Below are 19,429 nucleotides of genomic sequence, written 5' to 3'. Positions count from 1 at the left end.
GCGGGCATGGGCCGGTATTGGCGTGTGCTCGATGCCTTCTCTTGCGTGCTTCTGCGAAGATACTTTCGAGAAGACTATGATCCGACATTCCTTCACTCCCTTGATCAGTTGCCTGTTCAGCCCGTTGCTGCTGGCCGACAACACGCCCCTGGTGCTCAACCCGCAAATCGTCTCGGCGCCCTCAGTGGAATCCGGCACTGTTGCGGCCATGGCCCAGTACGGCAGCAACGTCAACGTGGTCAGCCGCGAACAGATCGAGCGGGCCGGCCCTTCAGCCGACGTGTCGCGGGTGATGCAAATGTTCATTCCCGGGCTGTACGTGGCGCCGAAGAACGGCCCATTCGACTATGGCACCTATTCCCTGCTCGGCGGGCGCAACGATGACACCCTGATCCTGCTCGATGGCGTGCGCTTGAACAACCGCCTGTACGGTGGCCTGTACCTCGACACGCTGCCGGCCAATGCCATTGAACGCATCGAAGTGCTCAAGGGTGGCCAGAGCCTGCTGTTCGGTACCCAGGCGGTATCGGGCGTAATCAACATCGTGACTCGCAGCCCGCAGACGCGGACGGCTGCCGGCGAAGTGAATATGGGCCTCGACACCTTCGGCGGCACCACGGGTGACGCACGGGTCGAGAAGATTTTCGGCAACGGCTGGGGCGACCTGGGCGTGTTGGCCTACGTCAGCCGCAATGCGTCCGAGGGCTACCAGCCGTTTCGCAATCGCGATATGAAAAATGTCACGGACAAGAAACGCTCTTACGAAGTCACTACCTTCGGTACCAAGGCAGTTCAATCTTTTGGCGATGATTCGCGCCTGGAACTGTTCTACCAATACGCCGACGCCAACCTGGATTTCGCCCGTCCGGTAGCCTCTCACAAAACCACCAACGACCGTGTACAGCAAATCGCCACAGCCACGTTCGAGCAGAGCCTCGACGAACGCCTGAGTTATTTCGTCAAAGGCCACATCAACGATTGGGATACCCGCTATACCCGCATCAACAACCTAGACGGTGGTGGTACCCAGGTCATCAACCCTAACGACTACTGGGGCTTCACCGACTGGGGCGTGCAAGCCGAAGGCAAGGCCGAGTTGCCGGGCGGCCATGTAGTGATCGTCGGCAGCGACAACCAATGGTTCAAGGGCCAGGACGATGTGTTGGTGATCGACGATAACAAAGCCCAGGCCCACGCGCTGTATAGCCAACTGCGCCCGCAGATCGACGCCCTGCCCGACTGGCATCCCAGCCTCGGCGTACGCCACGAGGCAATGAGCGGCGGTGACAGTGCCACCGTTGGCATGCTCACGTCCCTCTACAACCTCAACGATCACTGGGCCTTGCGCGGCCAATACGGCACCGCCTACAAGCTGCCCAATGCCGAACAGCTGTTCGTCAACGAAGCGGACGAACAGGGCAACCGCCACCTCAAGCCAGAGAAAAGCCGCAACGCTGAACTGGGCCTCGACTACTCAGGGCAACTTGCGGAACGCGATTTCAGCGCCAGCGTCACCGTGTTCAAACGCAAGATCAGCGACCTGATCACTCTGGACGATGTGCAGTGGGTCAATGGTGAGGGCCAGATCCAAATGCGCGGTTTCGAGGCCGACGCCCGGTTGGCGCTCAACGACCAATGGAGCGTGCAGGCCGACATGACCCGCAACCTGACCGAATCCCGCGCCGGGGTCACCCTTAACGATATCCCCAGTTTTTTCTCCCGCTCACGCATCGGTTTTGAATCGCAAAACCGCCTATGGGGTGCAGGCGCGGCGCTGCGTTATATCCGCGATGTCATCAGCGCCAAGCAGGTCGAGTACGGGCATTATTCGGTGGTGGACGCCGACGCCTATCGCTATCTGGACAGTGCCCACCAGCATCGTTTGAGCCTGCTGGTGGAAAACCTGTTCGACCGCGACTACGTCACCAGTCGCGCCAACAACGTCGACAACCTCGGCCGCCCCTTCACCGCAGAGGTGCGTTACAGGTATCGCTTCTGATGGCCGACATCACGCCAATCGACGGGGTCGACACCCACCCCGACTGGTCGCGAATTCCTGACCACAGTCACCATGTGTTCCTGTGTACCGGCCCGCGCTGCACCCAGCGTGGAGCCTTGCAACTGTGGAAAGCCCTGCGCCGCCGGTTGCTGGAGCTGCAACGCATCGAAGTGCCCGACGGCGTGCTGCTGACCCGCACCCATTGCCAGTTCCCCTGCAACCTCGGGCCGGTGCTCACGGTTTACCCGCAGCGCTGCTGGTACGGCGTGCACAGCAAGGCGGATGTGATACGCCTGGTGGATATGCACCTGGCAGGCGGTGAAGTGGTTGACGATCTACTGCTCAAGGAGCGCGCATGAAAACGTGGTGCTTATGCTTGATCTTGATTGCCCTGCTCTGCGCAACACAGACGCTGGCAGACAATTACACCAATTGCGCCCAGGCCTGGACACTGCCACACGCGCCGCCCTCGCGCATCGTCGCCCTCAATCAACACGCGGCCGACCTCTTGCTGGCGCTGGATGCCAGGCCTTCAATGGTGGGCGTGGCCTATCTGGACGACAGCGACAACACGCATCGACAGGGCCGGTATTTCGAAGTGCCGGTGATTGCCGCCCAATATCCCTCCAGCGAAATGCTGTATGCACAGCGCCCCGACTTGGTGGTGGGCGGGTTCGCCAGCGCGTTCGGCAAGGGTGTGAGCTCACGCACTGGCCTGGCCGACAACGGCGTGGCGTCCTACCTGCTGGAGTCCGCGTGTGACGGGCACACCCTGGATTACTTCGCGCACATCCGCCAGGACCTGCTCACCCTTGGTGCCCTGCTGCACAAATCACAACGCGCCAAGGCCCTGAGCGACGCACTGGACGCCGACCTGCAACATGCCCAGGCATTGGCTGACAACGCCCAACCGGTATCGGTATTTTACTTGGACAGTGAGGTCAACGGCCTCGCCAGTGAAGGCCAACGGGGGTTTGTCACAGCACTGCTGGCCGCATCGGGTGCCCGCAATGTGCTGGCTGACATCCCCCTTTCACGAGTGACCGTGAACAGTGAAACCTTGCTGATGAAGGACCCTGACATCATTTTATTGGCCGACGCCCTGTGGTCCCCCGCTAACCGCAAGCGCCAATTGCTGACCACCGACCCGGTGTTATCGACGCTGCGAGCGGTGCGTGAGAACCGGATGATCGATATTCCGTTTACCCATTTAGTACCCGGCGTCGGCGGCGGCAAGGTGGCAATTGAACTGGCCAGTACATTTCGCGGCATACGGTAATCTGTAAGGAGCAAGCTCGCTCCTATGGCTGTGGACTAGGCCCGGGCCACCGGCATGCGGGACAACTCCCGCAGCCACGGCAACACCCGCAGGCCGTGGGCAGTCTCGCAGGGGTCGACGATGTCCATGAAGTGTTCGAGGTTGACGTGGTCCGGCACGCCCGGCAATCGCACTCGCACGGCCGGCGTTACGCCGCAAGGGGCGCCCAGGTCCAGATGCTCGTAGACGAGTACATGACGCACCTGGGGCTGAGGCTCATGGGCATGGGCCAACAGCCCTGCATTGGTTATCAGCACGTCGAAGGGTTCGGCAGGAATGGCAGTGAGAATCCGCACCTCTTCGAACGTTTGCACCGGCACGATCCGGTAATAGCCCAAGTGGTTGAGCATTTTCTCGATGTACAGGCGTTGCAGATGTTGTTCATCGGCAATCAGGATGGTCAATGCTTTGTTCGGCATGGCAAACCCCTGGGCAGGCAGTGCTCGACAGTGAGCGTCGCCCATTTTCCAGACATATGCCGACGAAAAAATCAGGCATATTCCCCCTTCATGTAAGAACTTTCCCAAATCCTCCGAAAGGCGATCAACCACAGTCAGGGCTGATTGCAATAAGCGCTTAAGCCATGATGCAAAACATCGATCGCCTCACCCACGCTTGCAACCGCTGGTCCCAATGCCTGACGGTCCTGCTGTTCACACGCCGCCTCCAATGCCTCACATACACTGATCAATGGGTTGGCCTTGACCATCCGCGCGCCTCCCTTGGCACGATGAGCCAGGTCGTGCAACTTGGCAAAGTCTGTCTGGCTTGCCAGCCGTGGCAGCAAGGCACGATCCGCCTCCAGGCTTTCGAGTAACGGCGCCAGCAATTCGACCAGCGCGGCATGATCATCCCCGGTCAGCGCAACCAGGGTGCTCAAGTTGAAGGTAGCCAAGGGTCGCGGGCTCGTGCCAACTGAACGCGACGCCAATGCCGCCCGCAAGTCGTCCAGCCCGGTGGGCTTGAACAGGCAGCCATCCATGCCAGCCTGCCGACAGCGCTCGGCTTCCTCCGGCTGGGCGTTGGCGGTGAACCCGAGTAACAGGCAGGGCTCCAGACTCCGCTCACGCTCCTGTGCGCGAATCTCCTGGGCCAGCTGATAGCCGTTCTTGAACGGCATGTTGCAATCGGTAATGACGCCGTCGAACTGCCCCGTTCGCCACTGCTCAAGCCCTTGGACACCGTCTTCGGCCGTGATGATACGGTGCCCCAGAAAGCTCAACTGTCGAGCCAGCAGCAAGCGGTTGGCCGGGTAGTCGTCCACCACCAGAATACTCAGCGCGCGCCCCTCTGGCGCCGCCTCTTGCACAGGCTCAATCGGGGCCGGCAGCGTGGTGGTCATGGCCAGGGTCAACGTCACGTCCACCCGAGTGCCGCGCCCCAACACACTACTCAAGTGCAATTGGCCGCCCATCATTTCGCACAGGCTGCGGCTGATCACCAACCCCAGCCCAGACCCGCTGCGTGCCGACTGCTGATTATTGCTGCCCTGGATGAACACACTGAACAACCGCTGCTGGTCGGTGACGCTGATTCCGATGCCAGTGTCTTGCACCCATAACTGCACGGCCAAGCGATCATCCTCGACCACCGCCTGCGCGACCAGGCTGACCTGCCCATGGGGAGTGAACTTGATGGCATTGCTCAGCAGATTCGAGACCACCTGCTTGAATCGCAGCGGGTCGACCAGCACCGCCTGGTCAATCAACGGGTCCAGCTCAACCTGCAGTGCCAACCCCTTGGCTCGGGCCAGCCCCTCGAATACACGTGCGACCGACGCCAACAACTCATGCAGGTTGGCGGGCTCCAGGGTCAGTGACAAATGCCCGGACTCGATCCGCGCTATATCGAGAATATCGCCGATCAGCTCCAACATACCCCGCGAAGCCACCGAGGCCACCTCCAGAGCATCGCGGTCGACCCGCCCCTGTTCGGCATTTTTCAAGGCCAGTTCGATCATGCCGATCACGGCGTTCATCGGCGTGCGGATCTCGTGACTCATGGTCGCCAGGAAGGTCGTCTTGGCGCGATTGGCGGCGTCGGCATCGTCCTTGGCTTCCTGTAGCTGGCCGAGCAGCCGGTGCCGTTCGCTCACGTCTACCCATCCGGCAATCATGCCCACCACCTTCTCGTCGCCGTCGCGGTACGGCAGCATCCACTGGTAAATGGTCAGCACATCGCCATTGGGCACCTTGAGTATTCGATCATGAATCTGCGGCTCGCCGCCGGCCATCAAGCGCAGGTAATCCTCATGAAACGACCGGGCCTGTGGCGGGTTTTCGATGTCGGTTTCCACCACGGTCCTGCCGATCACGTCTTCAAGTTTGTAGCCAAACACGTCGAGGTAGGCGTTATTGCAGGCCATCAGTCGCCCTTGGCGATCACGCACGTAAATCGGGTGCGGCGTGCCGTCGATCAATACGCTCATGAACCGCATCTGATCGCTCAGCGCTCGCTCGGCCTGCAGGCGCTTGCGAATCAGGCTGCGCAGGTAAATGGCCCAGCCCAGCGTGATTGCCAACAACAGCGCCGCCAACCCAAAGCCCTGAAGAATCACATTCCGATAACGCAACCAATAGCTGTCCTCGATGATGACCTCACTACGCCACTGGCCAATCAGTTCGTCCATTTCCTGAGGGGTGATGCTCAGCAGCGCCTTATCGAGGATCGAATACAGCTCCAACTGACTGCGATTTACCCCAAAGGTCACGCGTGCAGGCTCAATGCCAACCGTACTGCTGACACGCAGGCGGTCGCGGTAATACCGGCTGATCAGATAGCGTGCGCTGATCAACGAGTTGACCGCGCCGTCGGCGTCACCATTGGCCACCAGCGCCATGGCTTGCTGGGGGTTCTCCACGTCGACAAACATCACACCTGGAAAATTTTTCGCTATGTCCTCATGCAGGCCATTGCCGACCACCATGGCCAGGCGTTTGCCGACCATGTCCTCCAGCGTGAGCGGGCTGTGGGGACCGTTACGGGTTACCAGCACAAAGGGATTGGTCAGGTAAGGCCGGGTAAAACGCACTTTTTCAGCACGCTCCGCGCTAGGCGTGACGACCGCCAGCATGTCCGCCGTACCCGCACTGACGATATTGATCTGGCGCGGCAATGAGCCGCCCGGGACCACATCGAACTTCAAGCCGGTACGCAAGCTGATACGCGATAGTACCTCGGCACTCAACCCTTCGAACTGGCCTTGATCACCAATAAAAGATAACGGTAGAAAGTCATTGAGCACCGCGACTCTGACCCTCGGATTCTTTTGCACCCAACGTTGTTCGCTGGCACTCAAATGCAACCGGTCAACGCCGATTATCCCCAGGTTACCTCCGCTCCAGCGGCGCAGGATTTCCATCTGCTCGCTGGCGGGAATCGCCTCCAGCGCGGCATTGAGAATGGGCAGTAAACGTGTATTTTCGCGGGCGACGGCAAACGCAAACGGGTTGACTTCCAAGCCGGAAAAATCCGCCATACGTACATTGTTGAGGTGATTGCGATTGATCAGGTAGTTGCTGCTGATAGCATCCCCCAGATAGACGTCGGCGCGACCAAACGCTACGGCACCAATGGCTTCGAAAGTCGAGGCAAACAACTCCAATTGGGCCTGGGGGTAAAACGCCCGAACGGCGTCGGGCTGCATATAGTGATACAGCATCGCTACGCGCTTGCCCGCCAGGTCGTCATTCAACACCTGGCTATCGCCGCTGCGAGTCACCAGGGTCGGTTGATCGTTGGCGTAGGAGCGAGACAAAAGCAGTTGCGGGTCGGCCGCTTCGTAGCCATTGGCGGAACCGAGAAAATCCACACCTCCCTGCTTCAAGGCTTCGATCACTTCATCGCGGGTATCGTAACGCCGTACCTCTATGGAGATATGCAGGGCCTGACCCACCAGTGCGGCAAAATCGGCGGTGATACCTTCGAGCTCGTCGTTGTTATTGGTCAAGTCAAAAGGCGCGTAATCGGGAGCAGAAACCCCCATCAACAATGTGCGCCGCTCGCGCAGCCAGCGCCAATCAGACTCGTCCAGTGCTACTTGCGGGGTGTCAATACGTGAGTGCCCCAACAGCCGCAAAGCATGGGGCTCATCCAGGGCCACCGCGATCTGAGGTAACAGGCTCATCCAGAAGATCGTGGCGAACCTTATAAACGCGGTGGTGATCATCTCAATTCAGATCAGATGGTTGCGCTGGGCAAACTTGGATAAGTGCACTACCGAAGACATGCGTAACTTCTCCTTGAGTCGAGTCTTGTAAGTGCTGATGGTCTTGTGGCTCAGCAGCATCTGTTCGGCAATTTCCTTGTTGCCCAGCCCCAGGGCCAACATTTGCAATACGGTTAACTCACGGTCCGATAAGCACTCGATCATCTGCCGTTCCGTTTCTTGCAGATCATCGCGGCGCACCGAACTGGTCGGCAAACTGGGGAAGCAGCTGTAGCCCGACATGATCGCTTTGATAGCCTTTTGCAGCTCATCCAGCTCACCGGTCTTGGCGACGAACCCCATCGCACCGGAACGCATGCAACGGGTAGAAAAAAATACCGCCAGGTAGGAGGTCAGCACCAGAATCTTGCACGGCAAGCCCAACGCCTTGATGCGGCTGATAACCTCCAACCCGCCTAATTTAGGCATCGCCAGGTCGAGGATAATCAGCTCGGGACGTTGCTCCCTCGCCAACTGCATAGCGTCAGCGCCATCCCCCGCCTGAAAAATTTCATCAAACCCCTCCAATTGCAGGAGGTGTTTGACCGTTGCCCGGATAAACGGATGGTCATCCACAATTAATGCTTTGCTCATAAAACTTCCTTATGTGGACAAAATACCCTTACACATCACGCCGGACCTGGGTACCTGTGAGAAATGACAGTTCCGACAAGCGGCACTGCTTCCTTGGAGCGGTAACCAAGCAGTGTCTGGCCCTTTCAATTAACTCAACAGAGCGACGGACGCCGGACCTCAACGGCGCAACAGCCGCAAGTACCCAACTTTAGCAATGCAATGATGTTTCAACCGAAGGGATAATCCGGACAACATGTAGGATTTTTCCACATGCAAGCCTAGCCAATCCTGGCCAGCCCATAAGGATCAGTCGGTGGTGCTCGGACTCCAGAAGGCCTGCACCACCAGGGTTGACGTTGAGAGGCGCGCCACCAGCGCGTCCAGTTCGTCGCCATCCACCGACGTGGCGGCCAGTATGGCCTCGATTTCCACTTCGTCACTGCCGAACGGTCGCACGTCGACGTCGCTGGCAGGGTAGTTGCAGCGTGCCAGCTCGGCTTCCAGTAACACCATCACGGCCTGCTGCTGACTGCGGCGCGCAATGACATAGAGGATATTGGTGACCTCTGCCGACACCACGTCCAAGGGCTGACGATTGATGTTATTGACGATCGGCCGCAGCAAGGTATTGGCCGCCAGCACAAACAGCGTGCCCAGCAACGCCTCGAGGATCAGGTCGGCCCCGGCGCAGGCGCCCACCGCGGCCGAAGCCCAGAGGGTTGCGGCCGTGTTGAGCCCGCGCACATTGCCTTCTTCACGCATGATCACCCCAGCCCCCAGGAAGCCGATGCCCGACACCACGTAAGCGACCACGCGCACCGCGCCTTCCGCACCGCCCAGTCGGTTGGCCATGTCGACAAAGATCGCCGCGCCCACCGCCACCAGCACATTGGTACGTAAGCCGGCGGTGCGCTGGCGGTACTGGCGCTCGAACCCGATGAGGCCACCGAGAATAAACGCAGCGCTGAGGCTGACCACGGTGTCGACCAGGGAGTTGAGGTTTATGTTGTTGATTGCCTGCATAAGAAATCTCCATGAATGCAGCGGCACATTGGTAACTCGCAGGTCCCTGTGGGAGCTGGCTTGCCTGCGATAGCGGTATACCACCAATGAATCTGGCGACTGATACACCGTCATCGCGGGCAAGCCCGGCTCCCACAGGATTGGCGATGTTGCATGGAACCTGTTACTGCCAGCCAAACTTGCGAATGTAGTAGCCCTTCACCGCTTGGGTCAGCGCCATGTAAGCCAGCAAAATCACCGGCAGGAACACGAAGTACAGCGACGGCAGCGCCTGCAATTTGAAGTAGTGCGCCAAAGGCCCCATCGGCAGGAATATCCCCACGGCCATGATCACACCGGTCATCAACATCAACGGCAGCGCTGCGCGGCTTTGCAGGAATGGGATTTTCGGCGTGCGGATCATGTGCACGATCAGGGTCTGGGTCAGCAGCCCCACCACAAACCAGCCGGATTGAAATAGCGTTTGGTGGTCTGGGGTGTTGGCATCAAACACATACCACATGAGTGCGAACGTGGTGATGTCGAAGATCGAACTGATCGGTCCGAAAAACAACATGAAGCGCCCCACTTCCCCCGGCTGCCAGCGTTGCGGCGTGGCAAGCATCTCGTCATCGACGTTGTCGAACGGAATCGCAATCTGCGAGATGTCATACAGCAGATTTTGCACCAGCAGGTGCATCGGCAGCATCGGCAAAAACGGGATAAAGGCACTGGCCACCAATACCGAGAACACGTTGCCGAAGTTCGAACTGGCGGTCATCTTGATGTATTTGAGCATGTTGGCGAAGGTGCGCCGGCCTTCCAGCACGCCCTCCTCCAGGATCATCAGGCTCTTCTCCAGCAGGATGATGTCGGCCGCTTCCTTGGCGATGTCCACCGCACTGTCCACCGAAATCCCGATATCCGCCGTGCGCAACGCCGGAGCGTCGTTGATGCCATCGCCCATAAAGCCGACCACATGTCCGTTGGCCTTGAGCAGACGCACGATGCGCTCCTTGTGGCTGGGCGTGAGCTTGGCAAACACATTGGTGGTTTCCACGGCCAGGGCCAGTTCGACGTCGCTCATCGCTTCGATGTCGTTGCCCATCAGCAAGCCTTGTTGCTCCAGGCCCACTTCGCGGCAGATCTTCGCCGTGACGAGTTCGTTGTCGCCGGTCAACACTTTCACCGCCATGCCGTGAGCCTTCAGCGCTTTGAGGGCGGGGGCGGTGCTTTCCTTGGGCGGGTCGAGAAACGCCACGTAGCCGATCAGCGTCAGGTTGTTTTCATCGGCCAGGGTGTAGGTGTCACGTCCTGCCGGCATCGGCTGCGCCGCTACCGCCACCACCCGCAGCCCTTCTTCGTTAAAGGCCGCGGTCACCTGGCGAATGCGCGCCAGCAGTTCGTCGGTCAGTGCCTCATCGACGTCACCATGACGCACGCGATTGCACACCGACAAAATTTCCTCCACCGCCCCTTTGCAGATCAACAGGTGCGGTTGGTGCTCCTCGGCCACCACCACCGACATGCGGCGGCGGTTGAAGTCGAATGGGATCTCGTCGACCTTGTGGAACGCGGTACCGACTTTCAGCTCACGATGGATGTCCACATGCTCGAGCACGGCCACATCCAACAGGTTTTTCAGGCCGGTCTGGTAATAGCTGTTGAGGTAGGCCATTTCCAGCACGTCGTCCGACTCCTGGCCCCACACGTCCACATGGCGCGCCAGGAAAATCTTATCCTGGGTGAGCGTGCCGGTCTTGTCGGTGCACAGCACGTCCATGGCGCCGAAGTTCTGGATCGCGTCCAGGCGCTTGACGATGACCTTCTTGCGCGACAGAAACACCGCGCCCTTGGCCAAGGTCGAGGTGACGATCATGGGCAGCATTTCCGGGGTCAGGCCTACCGCAATCGACAGCGCGAACAGCAACGCCTCGGTCCAGTCGCCCTTGGTGAAGCCGTTGATGAACAGCACCAGCGGCGCCATCACAAACATAAAGCGAATCAGCAACCAACTGACCTTGTTGACCCCCTGCTGGAACGAGGTGGTCGCACGGTCCGTCGCCGTGACACGTTGCGCCAAGGCACCAAAATACGTGCTGTTGCCGGTGGCCAGGATGACCGCCGTGGCGGCGCCGGACACGACGTTGGTGCCCATGAACAGAATATTCTCCAACTCCAGCGGGTTGCGCGTGTGGGCGTCCTGCTGGTGGGCGAACTTTTCCACCGGCATGGATTCACCGGTCATCGCCGCCTGGCTGACGAACAAGTCCTTGGCGCTGAGCACGCGGCAGTCCGCGGGGATCATGTCGCCGGCCGACAATACAATCAGATCGCCTGGCACCAGTTGCTTGATCGGCAGTTCAATGCGCTTGGCAGTACCGCGGCGCAGCACCGTCGCGGTATTGCTCACCATGGCCTTCAAGGCGTCGGCGGCCTTGTTCGACTTGGCCTCCTGCCAGAAGCGCAACAGGGTCGAGAGCACCACCATGGAGAAAATCACCGTGGCGGCCTTCATGTCTTCGGTCAGCCAAGAGATCACCGCCAACAGGGTCAGCAGCAGGTTGAACGGATTCTTGTAGCAATGCCACAGGTGCACCCACCACGGCAGCGGCTGTTCGTGCTCGACTTCATTGAGGCCGTATTGCACGCGCAGGGCGTCGGCTTCCTGAGTGCTCAGGCCCTCGGCGTGGCTACCCAGCACGCCCAGCAATTGCACAGTGCTGCGGTTGGCAGAAGCCACCAGTGTCTGCGCCAGGCTGGGCGGTACTTCGCGGCTGACGCTGGCATCGGTCACGGTCTCCAGCATCGCCAGGCGGCGAAAATGCCGGGCGATATGCCGGGTCCGCAGGAAACCGGCGAAGAACTCTTTGAGCAAAGTGAGGTTCATGGTGTAACTCCTGCGCGAGGAAAAACCGTCGTGCAGGTACTGCCCGTCCACACCGCGCCCGTCACACAGGCACAGCCGAACCTGGCCCGCCCGCCGTAACAGGCAGGCGCGTCCGTAGCATCCAGGCGTTACCCAGGTGCTGGTCAGCGTCGATGAGAGGGAATCAGGCAGGTGCCAGGACTGGCCACCGCCGAGATGCCGCTTCTCGCTTTATGAGGCGAGACAACGGCATCAGGAAAATGCGCGTTACCTTGCCAAGTAGAGGCCGGTTACCGAAACCGGCCGACGACTGTCACTCGAACAAGTACCCACTGAGGGTCTCCGCTATTGATGAAAACGCGCGAAGCTTACGCCCCGATGTTGGCGGAGTAAACCGTAGGAAAGTGGCAGCCTGGTGAATTAAGAAGATTCTTCAGGATGGGTTCAGGAAAGAGCGTTTTGCTTACTTTTGTCTGGGCCGGCATTCCGGCTTTTCAAAAGTGAGCCGCTGTAAAAGCGGAACCCTGAGTAGCCGTTACCGCAGGAATGGATATGTACACGGTCCAACTGTGTTGACTGTCAGGCCGCCTTCGCAGGCAAGCCAGCTCCCACATTTGGATCGCGGTGCGTCAGCTCGATCAGCGTAGGCTGCCAGGCCGTCACGGGAGCAAGCTCCCTCGCCACAGGTCCAGCATCGCGCCGAAGTTGTGTAGATACCTATGCTGCGATAGCGGTGTGTCAGCTACAAATTCACTGCCTGGCACTCTGCATACGCAACGATACGGCGGCACGCCTAATCAGCGTCTACATGGGATTGATGTACATCCCTGGCTATGGCGTATCAGGTCGATCCCTTTCAACCAACGCCACGTAGTCTTCAATGCTAGCGCTGGCAACACCCTTTACCTGGATAGACACCTTATTCACCTGCCGACCCATCGTGATGCCCTCGCGGGTACGCACCTGTACATAGCCAAGTCTGGGCCAAAAACGCTCGGCCCTGGTATTGCCCACCACTACCGTCAGCCGCAGCCACTGGGCGCCCTTCGCCACCGCCCAGGCCTCAAGGTCCGCGTGCAAGCGCTGCGCCAGCCCGCTGCCGTGCCAGCGCGCCTGCACCAGCAGCAACCCGATGTGCCACACCCCGATGGCGAGCAAATCCGCGGCGATATTCACCACGGCGACCAGGTGGCCCTGCGCATCTCGGTAACCCAGCCAGTACAGGCGGCTGCAATGCCAGCCGGCGGGTAATTGGCCGCGTAATTCTTCCCGTGCTTCGGTCGGGGTAGCCGGTTCGCCATTCACCGCGATGAAGTAAGCCGGCGCCTGTTCAAAAAACTGCTGCAGCTCAGCTTCATCGCAGCCAAGCAGCTCAACCACCCGAATGCCTTCGAGGAAACTGCCAGGCAACTCCTGTGGATCAACGTCCATGTTCAACCTCTTCAATCATCCCGTGTCAGCACTTCCAGCAGTTCAATTTCGAAGCGCAGATTACTGTTGGGTTTGATATGCGCGCCCATCGAGCGCTCGCCATAGGCCAGGTGCGCCGGTACATACAACGAGCGTACACCGCCAACCTGCATGCCCATCAAGCCCTGGTCCCACCCCTTGATCACGCGGCCAGTGCCGATCACGCACTGGAACGGTTTGCCCCGTTCCCTGGAGGAATCGAACACCGTGCCATCTTCCAGGGTACCGGTGTATTGGGTGGTGATCAGCGCGCCCTTGACCACGGCTTTGCCGTCGCCCAGGCGGATGTCGGTGACCTGCAGTTCGTCGTTGCTCATGGGGTTCTCATTGAAGGGGCCAAAGGCTGGGGTTTTCCCAGAATCGGAGGGGTTTGGCAAGTGCAGGGAAATGGCCAACGTGATGGTGGACCGTTCGCTGGAATGCATACAGCCGCGTTAGCGCAATCCAATGTGGGAGCTGGCTTGCCTGCGAAGGCGGTGTGTCAGTCAATGCACCTGTGACTGCACGACCGCTTTCGCAGGCAAGCCAGCTCCCACATTGAATCTGCATGCATTCAGAGGTCGCCGTGTCGACCCTTTACAACCAATGCCAGAACCGGCTCCAGAACCCGCGCCCCAACTCATCCTTGCACCCGGCATATTGGCGCGCATACATCTGCGAACGCGCCTGTACCTTGCTCGCTACCGGCGGCAGCCAGGCTTTGCTGGCGTAGGTGCGCTGGCGGTAGCCGCCCCAGCCTTCGTGGTAGTTCAGGTACTGGCCGTAGGCATCGTATTTGTAGACGCCGTTGATGGTGTAGGTCTTGTCCATGTACCAGCCGATAAAGTCGATGGCGTCGTCGAAGTCTTCGCGATCAGCGCCGCTGCGGCCGGTGGCTTTGCGGTAGTCGTTCCATACTTCGTCCTTGGCCTGGGCATAGCCGGAAGCGGTAGAGACGCGGCCCCAAGGGATGATCCACAGCAGGTATTTACGCGGGGTCTTGGCGTCGTGGCGAAAGCCCGACTCCTGATACATGATGGCGAACGGCACTTGGATCGGCACGCCCCAGCGCTTTTGCGTGACCTTGGCGGCGTCGTACCAGTCGTCTTTTTCGCGGAAGATACCGCAGAGGTCGTTGGGCGTGCGTGGCGGCGAGGTGCCGCACGCCGCCAACAGGGAAGTGAGTAATAACAGTCCGACGGCTTTGCCTGCGCTCAAGGGTCACCTTTGTGGGATAAGGGTAAAATGCCAGCATTTTACCCCTTCACACCGGCGGCGTCCTTGCCGCAGACATCTTTAAGCCAACGGCACGCGACGGGTAGTCAGCGCGATACGACCAATAAAGAAGCTCAACGCCGCACCCAACAGCAGCATGGCCAAGGTGCTCCAGGCCGCGCGGGACAGTTGCTTGGCAGCGACTTCACCGGCTTCACGGGCTTTCTGTTCAGCCTGTTTTTTCAGCTCATCAACCTTTTGCATGGCTTGCTGATAAGCCTGGGCATAGTTGTCGACGATCCGCGTGGCTTCTTCTTTGCTCTTGCCAGTGCGGGCCGCGACGATGTTGACCAGCGCCTCTTTATCCGCTGCATTCAATGCTGGCTCGCCGGACGCTTTCACACGTTCGAACCATTGCTTGAGCTCATCACCGGCCTGGGCAGGATTGGTCGCTGCATCGGTAGCCGACTGCTTGCCATCGGCAGCTGCCTGATCGGCTTTCTGCTCGACATTGGCAGGGTCCAGTTCAGCCTTGCCGCTCTGCTTGAGCAAGGTATCCAGTTGGCCTTGCAGGCTGTTCCAGTCCAACTCGATGCCCTGCTCGTTCAACTGTTGCTTGATGCTATTGCCAATCCCTGGCGCGGCGGCAGCAATGCCACTGCCCGCAGCAGACAGACCTTTACCCACCACGTTGCCGGCCGTACCGACCACGCTGGAAGCCAGGCCCGCCAACAGCCAAGTGGTGAGCAAGGTGGTCAAGGTCCAGGTCAGCACCCCATGCAGGCCGCCACGATCCGGCGCGGTGCGGCCGGCCACGAACGCACCCAACGCGATGGCGACCAGTGTCGATACAAACAGCCAGATACCCGCGCCCGTGCCAAAACCGCTCAACGGGTTGCCCGCTTCCATCGGGTCAACGGCACTGGCGCCAATGGCGGTGCCCAACACACTCAAGACCAGGTAGGTGACCAGTGCGATTGCACTACCGGCCAGTACCGAGCTCCACGACACTCGAAACAGCGATCGATTGGTTTCATAGACAGTGGTCATACAAAGGTCCTTTTCAAATTGAGGAGCAAGGCAATGCGCCTTGATGGGTGTGAGTGTGGCGAAACGACATACGTTCAGTCCTGGCCCATATGCACCAGGTGATCTGGTGCATTCGCACTGCCCCGTGGGCAATTACTCTGCACTATCCTGAAGCCAGGATGTCGTAACCCAATGTGCCTTGCCCTGCCCTAATCGGAGACGTTATGACCCAGGATGTTCTCGCCAAAGAAACCAACCGCCGCCAACTGCAGACCATCATCTCGGGACTGTCCGACGGTGTGATTCTGGCCGAGGTCGACCAGACCATTCTCTGGGCCAATGAAGCGGCGTTGACCATGCATGGGGTCAGCGAGGTCAAGGAACTGGGCGCCAATACCGAGGCGTACGCCAAACGCTTTGCCCTGCGCTATCGCAACAACCATCCCTTGCCACTGGACAGCTACCCCCTCAGCCGCGTGGCTGCCGGCGAAGAGTTCAGCGATGTGGTGGTGGAAGTCACACCCGCCGACGACGAACACCGCAGTTGGGTACATCGCCTGCGCAGCCTGGTGCTGACCGATGCCCAGGGGGAACCTGAGTTGCTGGTACTGATCCTCAGCGACGCCACCGAATGGGCCAGCGCCGAGCAACGCTTTGAGAAAACCTTCAACGCCAACCCGGCGCCCGCGGTGATCTGTCGTCTAAGCGACCTGCGCTACATCAAGGTCAACCAGGGTTTTTTGGAGATGACCGGCTACAACCGCGACCAGGTCATCGGCAAATCCGTGTATGAACTGGATGTGCTGGAACAGGCCGAGCGCAAGGACCTGGCGATCCAGCGCCTGGGCGAAGGCGCGACCATCCCGCAGATGCAGGCCGAACTGAGACTGCCCGAAGGTGGCAGCAAACTGGTGATTGTCGCCGGCCAACCGTTGGACATGAACGAGGAAGACTGCATGCTGTTTTCCTTCACCGACCTGGAGCCACGGCGCAAAGCCGAGATCGCCCTGCGCCAGAGCGAAGAACGCTTCGCCAAATCCTTCCGCCTGACGCCCGTGCCGACCCTGGTATGCAGTGCCGACAACCGCCAGGTGGTAGACATCAACGAAGCCTTCATGAGCATCACCGGCTACATCAGCGAGGAATTGATTGGCAAATCCATCGAAGACATCAACTTCATCGACAGCCCCCAGGCCGGCGCGCAGTTGTTCGCCACCCTGGAAAAAGCCGGCAACCTTGAAGGCCAGGACCTCAAGGTGCGCAAGAAAGGCAACGAGGTGATCGACTGCGTGGTGTCCGCCGACACCGTGATTATCCAGGACGTACCCTGCTACCTGATGGTGCTGATGAACATCACCGAGCGCAAACGCTCGGAGCTGGAACTGGTGGCGGCCATCGAGGAAGTCATGCAGGACGCGTCCTGGTTCAGCCAGACCCTGATCGAGAAGCTGGCCAACGCCAAGAGCGTCAACAGCCCCAACCTGCCGAATGTTTCCTTCACCGACCTAACCGCCCGCGAGCGCGATGTATTGGGCCTGATCTGCGAGGGCCTGGCGGACAAAGAAATCGCCTCGCGCCTGAAACTGGCGCCCAACACCGTGCGCAACCATGTGGCTACGGTGTATTCCAAGCAGGGGGTGCACAGCCGTAGTGCAGCGATCGTCTGGGCCCGTGAACGCGGGCTGTTTGCCAGCGATTTGCGCCTGAAAAACAAACCCTGACCTTGCAAATGCACTAGTGCGACTAGTGCGAATTCGCCTTATTGCGCGAGGGTGCAAACAATAACCTTCAAGGGATCGTATTTATGCCTTGAAGGAACCCGCATGTTTACCCTCTCTCAACTGCGCAACTGCATCGAAGAAGGCCTGTCACCGCTGACGTGCGAATTCACCCTGTGCCGGGATGCGTCCTTGACCCTCAAGGTCTACGACGCCGAGACCGGCCGTGTCGACCTGGTGGTTACCGGCATCAGCACCAACCGCCTGCAGACCCCGCAGGAAGTGGCAAAAATGGTGGATGAGTTGCGCTACGAGCTGCAAAGCAACAACGTCGGCAAGCTCACGCTGGATGATTTGCCTTTATCGCCGCCCCAATGAAATAAAACACCCCGCCGGCAACGATAAACGCCCCCAGCATGTAGAACATGTAATGGGCCGGCAGGCTGGCCAACACCAGCCCACACAGCACCGGCCCCAGCGCGGCACCGAGGTTGGACAGGTTTTGCGCCCCGTAATACATGCCCCGCAGGTGGTCCGGGGCAATTCGGTCGATAAACATGTACTCGGCCGGGAACACGATGATCTCCCCGACAGTGAACACCGCCATCGCCAGCACCCAGCCCACCACGCTGGTGGACAGCCCGAAGCCAATCAACCCCAGCATGAACATGCTCAAGCCAGCGATCAGCCACTGGCTCAGGTAACGGTGCGAGATGCGCCGACCAATCAAGTACTGCAAGGCAATCACTAGCACGGCGTTGGTGGTCAGCACCGCGCTGATCACCGTGTAGGTGTATTCGGCGGTCGTGGTGGTCACCAGGTATTGCGACAGATAGGCCGTGAACTGGCCGAACACCACCGCGCTGAGTAAACCGCCGAGGGTGAAACACACCAGGCGACGGTCCTGCAGCAAAACGCGGGCGACGGCAAGGAACGGCACCGGCTTTTGCGTGGTGTCCACCGCGGCCAAGTTACGGTCACCCCAGCGCCCATACAGCAGAAAAAAACCCAGCCCCAACAGCGCCGACAGAATAAACGGCAGGCTGATATCCAGCTTGGCCACCAACGCGCCAAAGAACGGCCCTACGGCATAGCCAATATTGGTAAGCGTGTACTTGATGGAAAACACTTCGCTTCGCGCGTCTTCGGGCAGCAGGCTGGCGAAGCCGGCTTTCACCGCAATATCGATGACGGCGTAGGCCAGGTTGATCAGGATCAGGCAGCCATAGAACGACCAGATATTTTGCGCCAGCACCGTGCCGATAAACCCCAGCACAAACACCAGGCTCAAGCCGAGCAACAGGGGGTAACTATTGATGCGGTCGACCAGGAAACCGCCGTAGACACTGAGTAGCGAACCGACGATCAGCGAACTGCCGATTACCAGGCCGACCTGGGTAATGTCCAAGGCGAAATGGCTGGTGAGGTAGATCACGAGATAAGGAAAGGTGATGGCCTTGGCCAACGTCAGCAGCAACGTGGCGCACAGCAACAGGTTCACGGTGCGGGGGTAGTTTCTGATGGTGGCAAGCATCCTGCTCTCTTTTTGTAAAGGTAACGCGACCATTGCGGTCGGTTACCTTAACGCAAGAAACATGAAACGAGCAGGTGCCCAGGCGGGATTATTTCTTGACTGGCGTAATCTCGAGGATGGTGCCGTTGGTGGTCTTGAGCAGGACGTACTTGTCGCCTACGCGCGCCCACTGGCTTTCCTCTTCGGGCTGCTTGAGGCCGCGTTTTTTCCAATCGCTGATGGCCGACTCCTTGCGCATCAGGATATCCGGAGCGCGGTCGCCTTCTTTCAAATCACGAGCGTTGATGTTTGAAGGTTGCACGGTTTCCTGAGGGGTATCGCCGGCCTGCACTACAGCACTGACGGTGGAAAAGCTGGCAGCGACCAGCAGGCAAGCGGCTAAGGTTTTCGACTTCATGGGTGCTCCTTCAATTAATGGTGCGTACCCAGGTTCCGACCGCGGCGGCGCGTAATCATTCAGCCGTATTTCCCTGCGGCCAGAGATTGCTCCCGCTGGGCTGCGCAGTGGCCCCA

Annotated in this window: 16 protein-coding genes; 5 read left to right on the top strand and 11 right to left on the bottom strand. The window is 59.4% G+C overall.

The genetic code is table 11. The features are described 5' to 3' along the window. Positions 1–76 precede the first annotated feature (76 nt). Genes CLM72_RS10850 through CLM72_RS10840 form a run of 3 tightly spaced genes read left to right on the top strand, consistent with a single transcriptional unit; the run spans position 77 to position 3,278 of the window. On the top strand, positions 77–1,999 hold the full coding sequence (locus tag CLM72_RS10850) for a TonB-dependent siderophore receptor (RefSeq protein ID WP_105226415.1): 1,923 nt from the start codon (positions 77–79) through the stop codon (positions 1,997–1,999). Then, on the top strand, positions 1,999–2,358 hold the full coding sequence (locus CLM72_RS10845; RefSeq protein WP_105226414.1) for a ferredoxin: 360 nt from the start codon (positions 1,999–2,001) through the stop codon (positions 2,356–2,358). Before CLM72_RS10850 ends, CLM72_RS10845 begins: the two co-directional genes overlap by 1 nt. Continuing rightward, positions 2,355–3,278 carry an ABC transporter substrate-binding protein gene (locus tag CLM72_RS10840; RefSeq protein ID WP_105226413.1) on the top strand — a complete coding sequence of 308 codons (924 nt, stop codon included), beginning with the start codon at positions 2,355–2,357 and terminating at the stop codon, positions 3,276–3,278. Before CLM72_RS10845 ends, CLM72_RS10840 begins: the two co-directional genes overlap by 4 nt. Positions 3,279–3,313: 35 nt before the next feature. On the opposite strand, the gene CLM72_RS10835 is transcribed toward CLM72_RS10840, so the two are convergent. The 9 genes from CLM72_RS10835 to CLM72_RS10795 form a co-directional block, all read right to left on the bottom strand. Further along, on the bottom strand, positions 3,314–3,736 hold the full coding sequence (locus CLM72_RS10835; protein ID WP_105226412.1) for a chemotaxis protein CheY: 423 nt from the start codon (positions 3,734–3,736) through the stop codon (positions 3,314–3,316). Positions 3,737–3,870: 134 nt separating this feature from the next. Continuing rightward, entirely contained in the window at positions 3,871–7,485 is a 3,615-nt protein-coding gene (locus CLM72_RS10830) for a transporter substrate-binding domain-containing protein (protein WP_177430930.1), read from the bottom strand. Positions 7,486–7,491: 6 nt separating this feature from the next. Continuing rightward, positions 7,492–8,118 (bottom strand): response regulator transcription factor, encoded by a 627-nt coding sequence (locus CLM72_RS10825; protein WP_034127079.1) that lies wholly within the window; start codon positions 8,116–8,118, stop codon positions 7,492–7,494. A 288-nt stretch (positions 8,119–8,406) separates the two neighbouring features. Next, on the bottom strand, positions 8,407–9,123 hold the full coding sequence (locus CLM72_RS10820; RefSeq protein WP_003190369.1) for an MgtC/SapB family protein: 717 nt from the start codon (positions 9,121–9,123) through the stop codon (positions 8,407–8,409). 163 nt (positions 9,124–9,286) lie between these two features. Continuing rightward, positions 9,287–11,992, bottom strand: coding sequence for a magnesium-translocating P-type ATPase (mgtA, locus tag CLM72_RS10815; RefSeq protein WP_105226411.1), 2,706 nt, complete (start codon positions 11,990–11,992; stop codon positions 9,287–9,289). Positions 11,993–12,802: 810 nt separating this feature from the next. After that, positions 12,803–13,402, bottom strand: coding sequence for a GNAT family N-acetyltransferase (locus CLM72_RS10810; protein WP_105226410.1), 600 nt, complete (start codon positions 13,400–13,402; stop codon positions 12,803–12,805). Between the two features lie 11 nt (positions 13,403–13,413). Further along, positions 13,414–13,758: an FKBP-type peptidyl-prolyl cis-trans isomerase gene (locus CLM72_RS10805; protein WP_105226409.1), complete on the bottom strand. Its 345-nt coding sequence runs from the start codon at positions 13,756–13,758 to the stop codon at positions 13,414–13,416. Between the two features lie 259 nt (positions 13,759–14,017). Then, positions 14,018–14,638 (bottom strand): lipoprotein, encoded by a 621-nt coding sequence (locus CLM72_RS10800; RefSeq protein WP_034127075.1) that lies wholly within the window; start codon positions 14,636–14,638, stop codon positions 14,018–14,020. Positions 14,639–14,716: 78 nt separating this feature from the next. Further along, positions 14,717–15,685, bottom strand: a complete 969-nt coding sequence (locus CLM72_RS10795; RefSeq protein WP_105226408.1) for a hypothetical protein — start codon at positions 15,683–15,685, stop codon at positions 14,717–14,719. Between the two features lie 203 nt (positions 15,686–15,888). Between CLM72_RS10795 and CLM72_RS10790 the strand changes: the two genes are divergently transcribed. Both CLM72_RS10790 and CLM72_RS10785 read left to right on the top strand, forming a co-directional pair. Then, positions 15,889–17,385: a helix-turn-helix transcriptional regulator gene (locus tag CLM72_RS10790; RefSeq protein ID WP_105226407.1), complete on the top strand. Its 1,497-nt coding sequence runs from the start codon at positions 15,889–15,891 to the stop codon at positions 17,383–17,385. A 102-nt stretch (positions 17,386–17,487) separates the two neighbouring features. Further along, the gene (locus CLM72_RS10785; RefSeq protein WP_105226406.1) at positions 17,488–17,760 is read left to right on the top strand and encodes a DUF1652 domain-containing protein; all 273 of its coding nucleotides are present in this window, start codon (positions 17,488–17,490) and stop codon (positions 17,758–17,760) included. Here the strand turns inward: CLM72_RS10785 and CLM72_RS10780 are convergent. After that, the gene (locus tag CLM72_RS10780) at positions 17,723–18,916 is read right to left on the bottom strand and encodes an MFS transporter (RefSeq protein WP_105226405.1); all 1,194 of its coding nucleotides are present in this window, start codon (positions 18,914–18,916) and stop codon (positions 17,723–17,725) included. The two genes, CLM72_RS10785 and CLM72_RS10780, sit on opposite strands and share 38 nt — an antisense overlap. An 88-nt stretch (positions 18,917–19,004) precedes the next feature. Then, positions 19,005–19,313: an RcnB family protein gene (locus CLM72_RS10775; RefSeq protein ID WP_056787665.1), complete on the bottom strand. Its 309-nt coding sequence runs from the start codon at positions 19,311–19,313 to the stop codon at positions 19,005–19,007. Between the last annotated feature and the right edge of the window lie 116 nt (positions 19,314–19,429).

It is taken from the genome of Pseudomonas sp. MYb193 (genome assembly GCF_002966775.1).
Lineage (GTDB): Bacteria > Pseudomonadota > Gammaproteobacteria > Pseudomonadales > Pseudomonadaceae > Aquipseudomonas > Aquipseudomonas paracarnis.
Note: the sequence above shows the minus strand (reverse complement) of the source record. Positions and strands in the feature narration are given on the sequence as shown.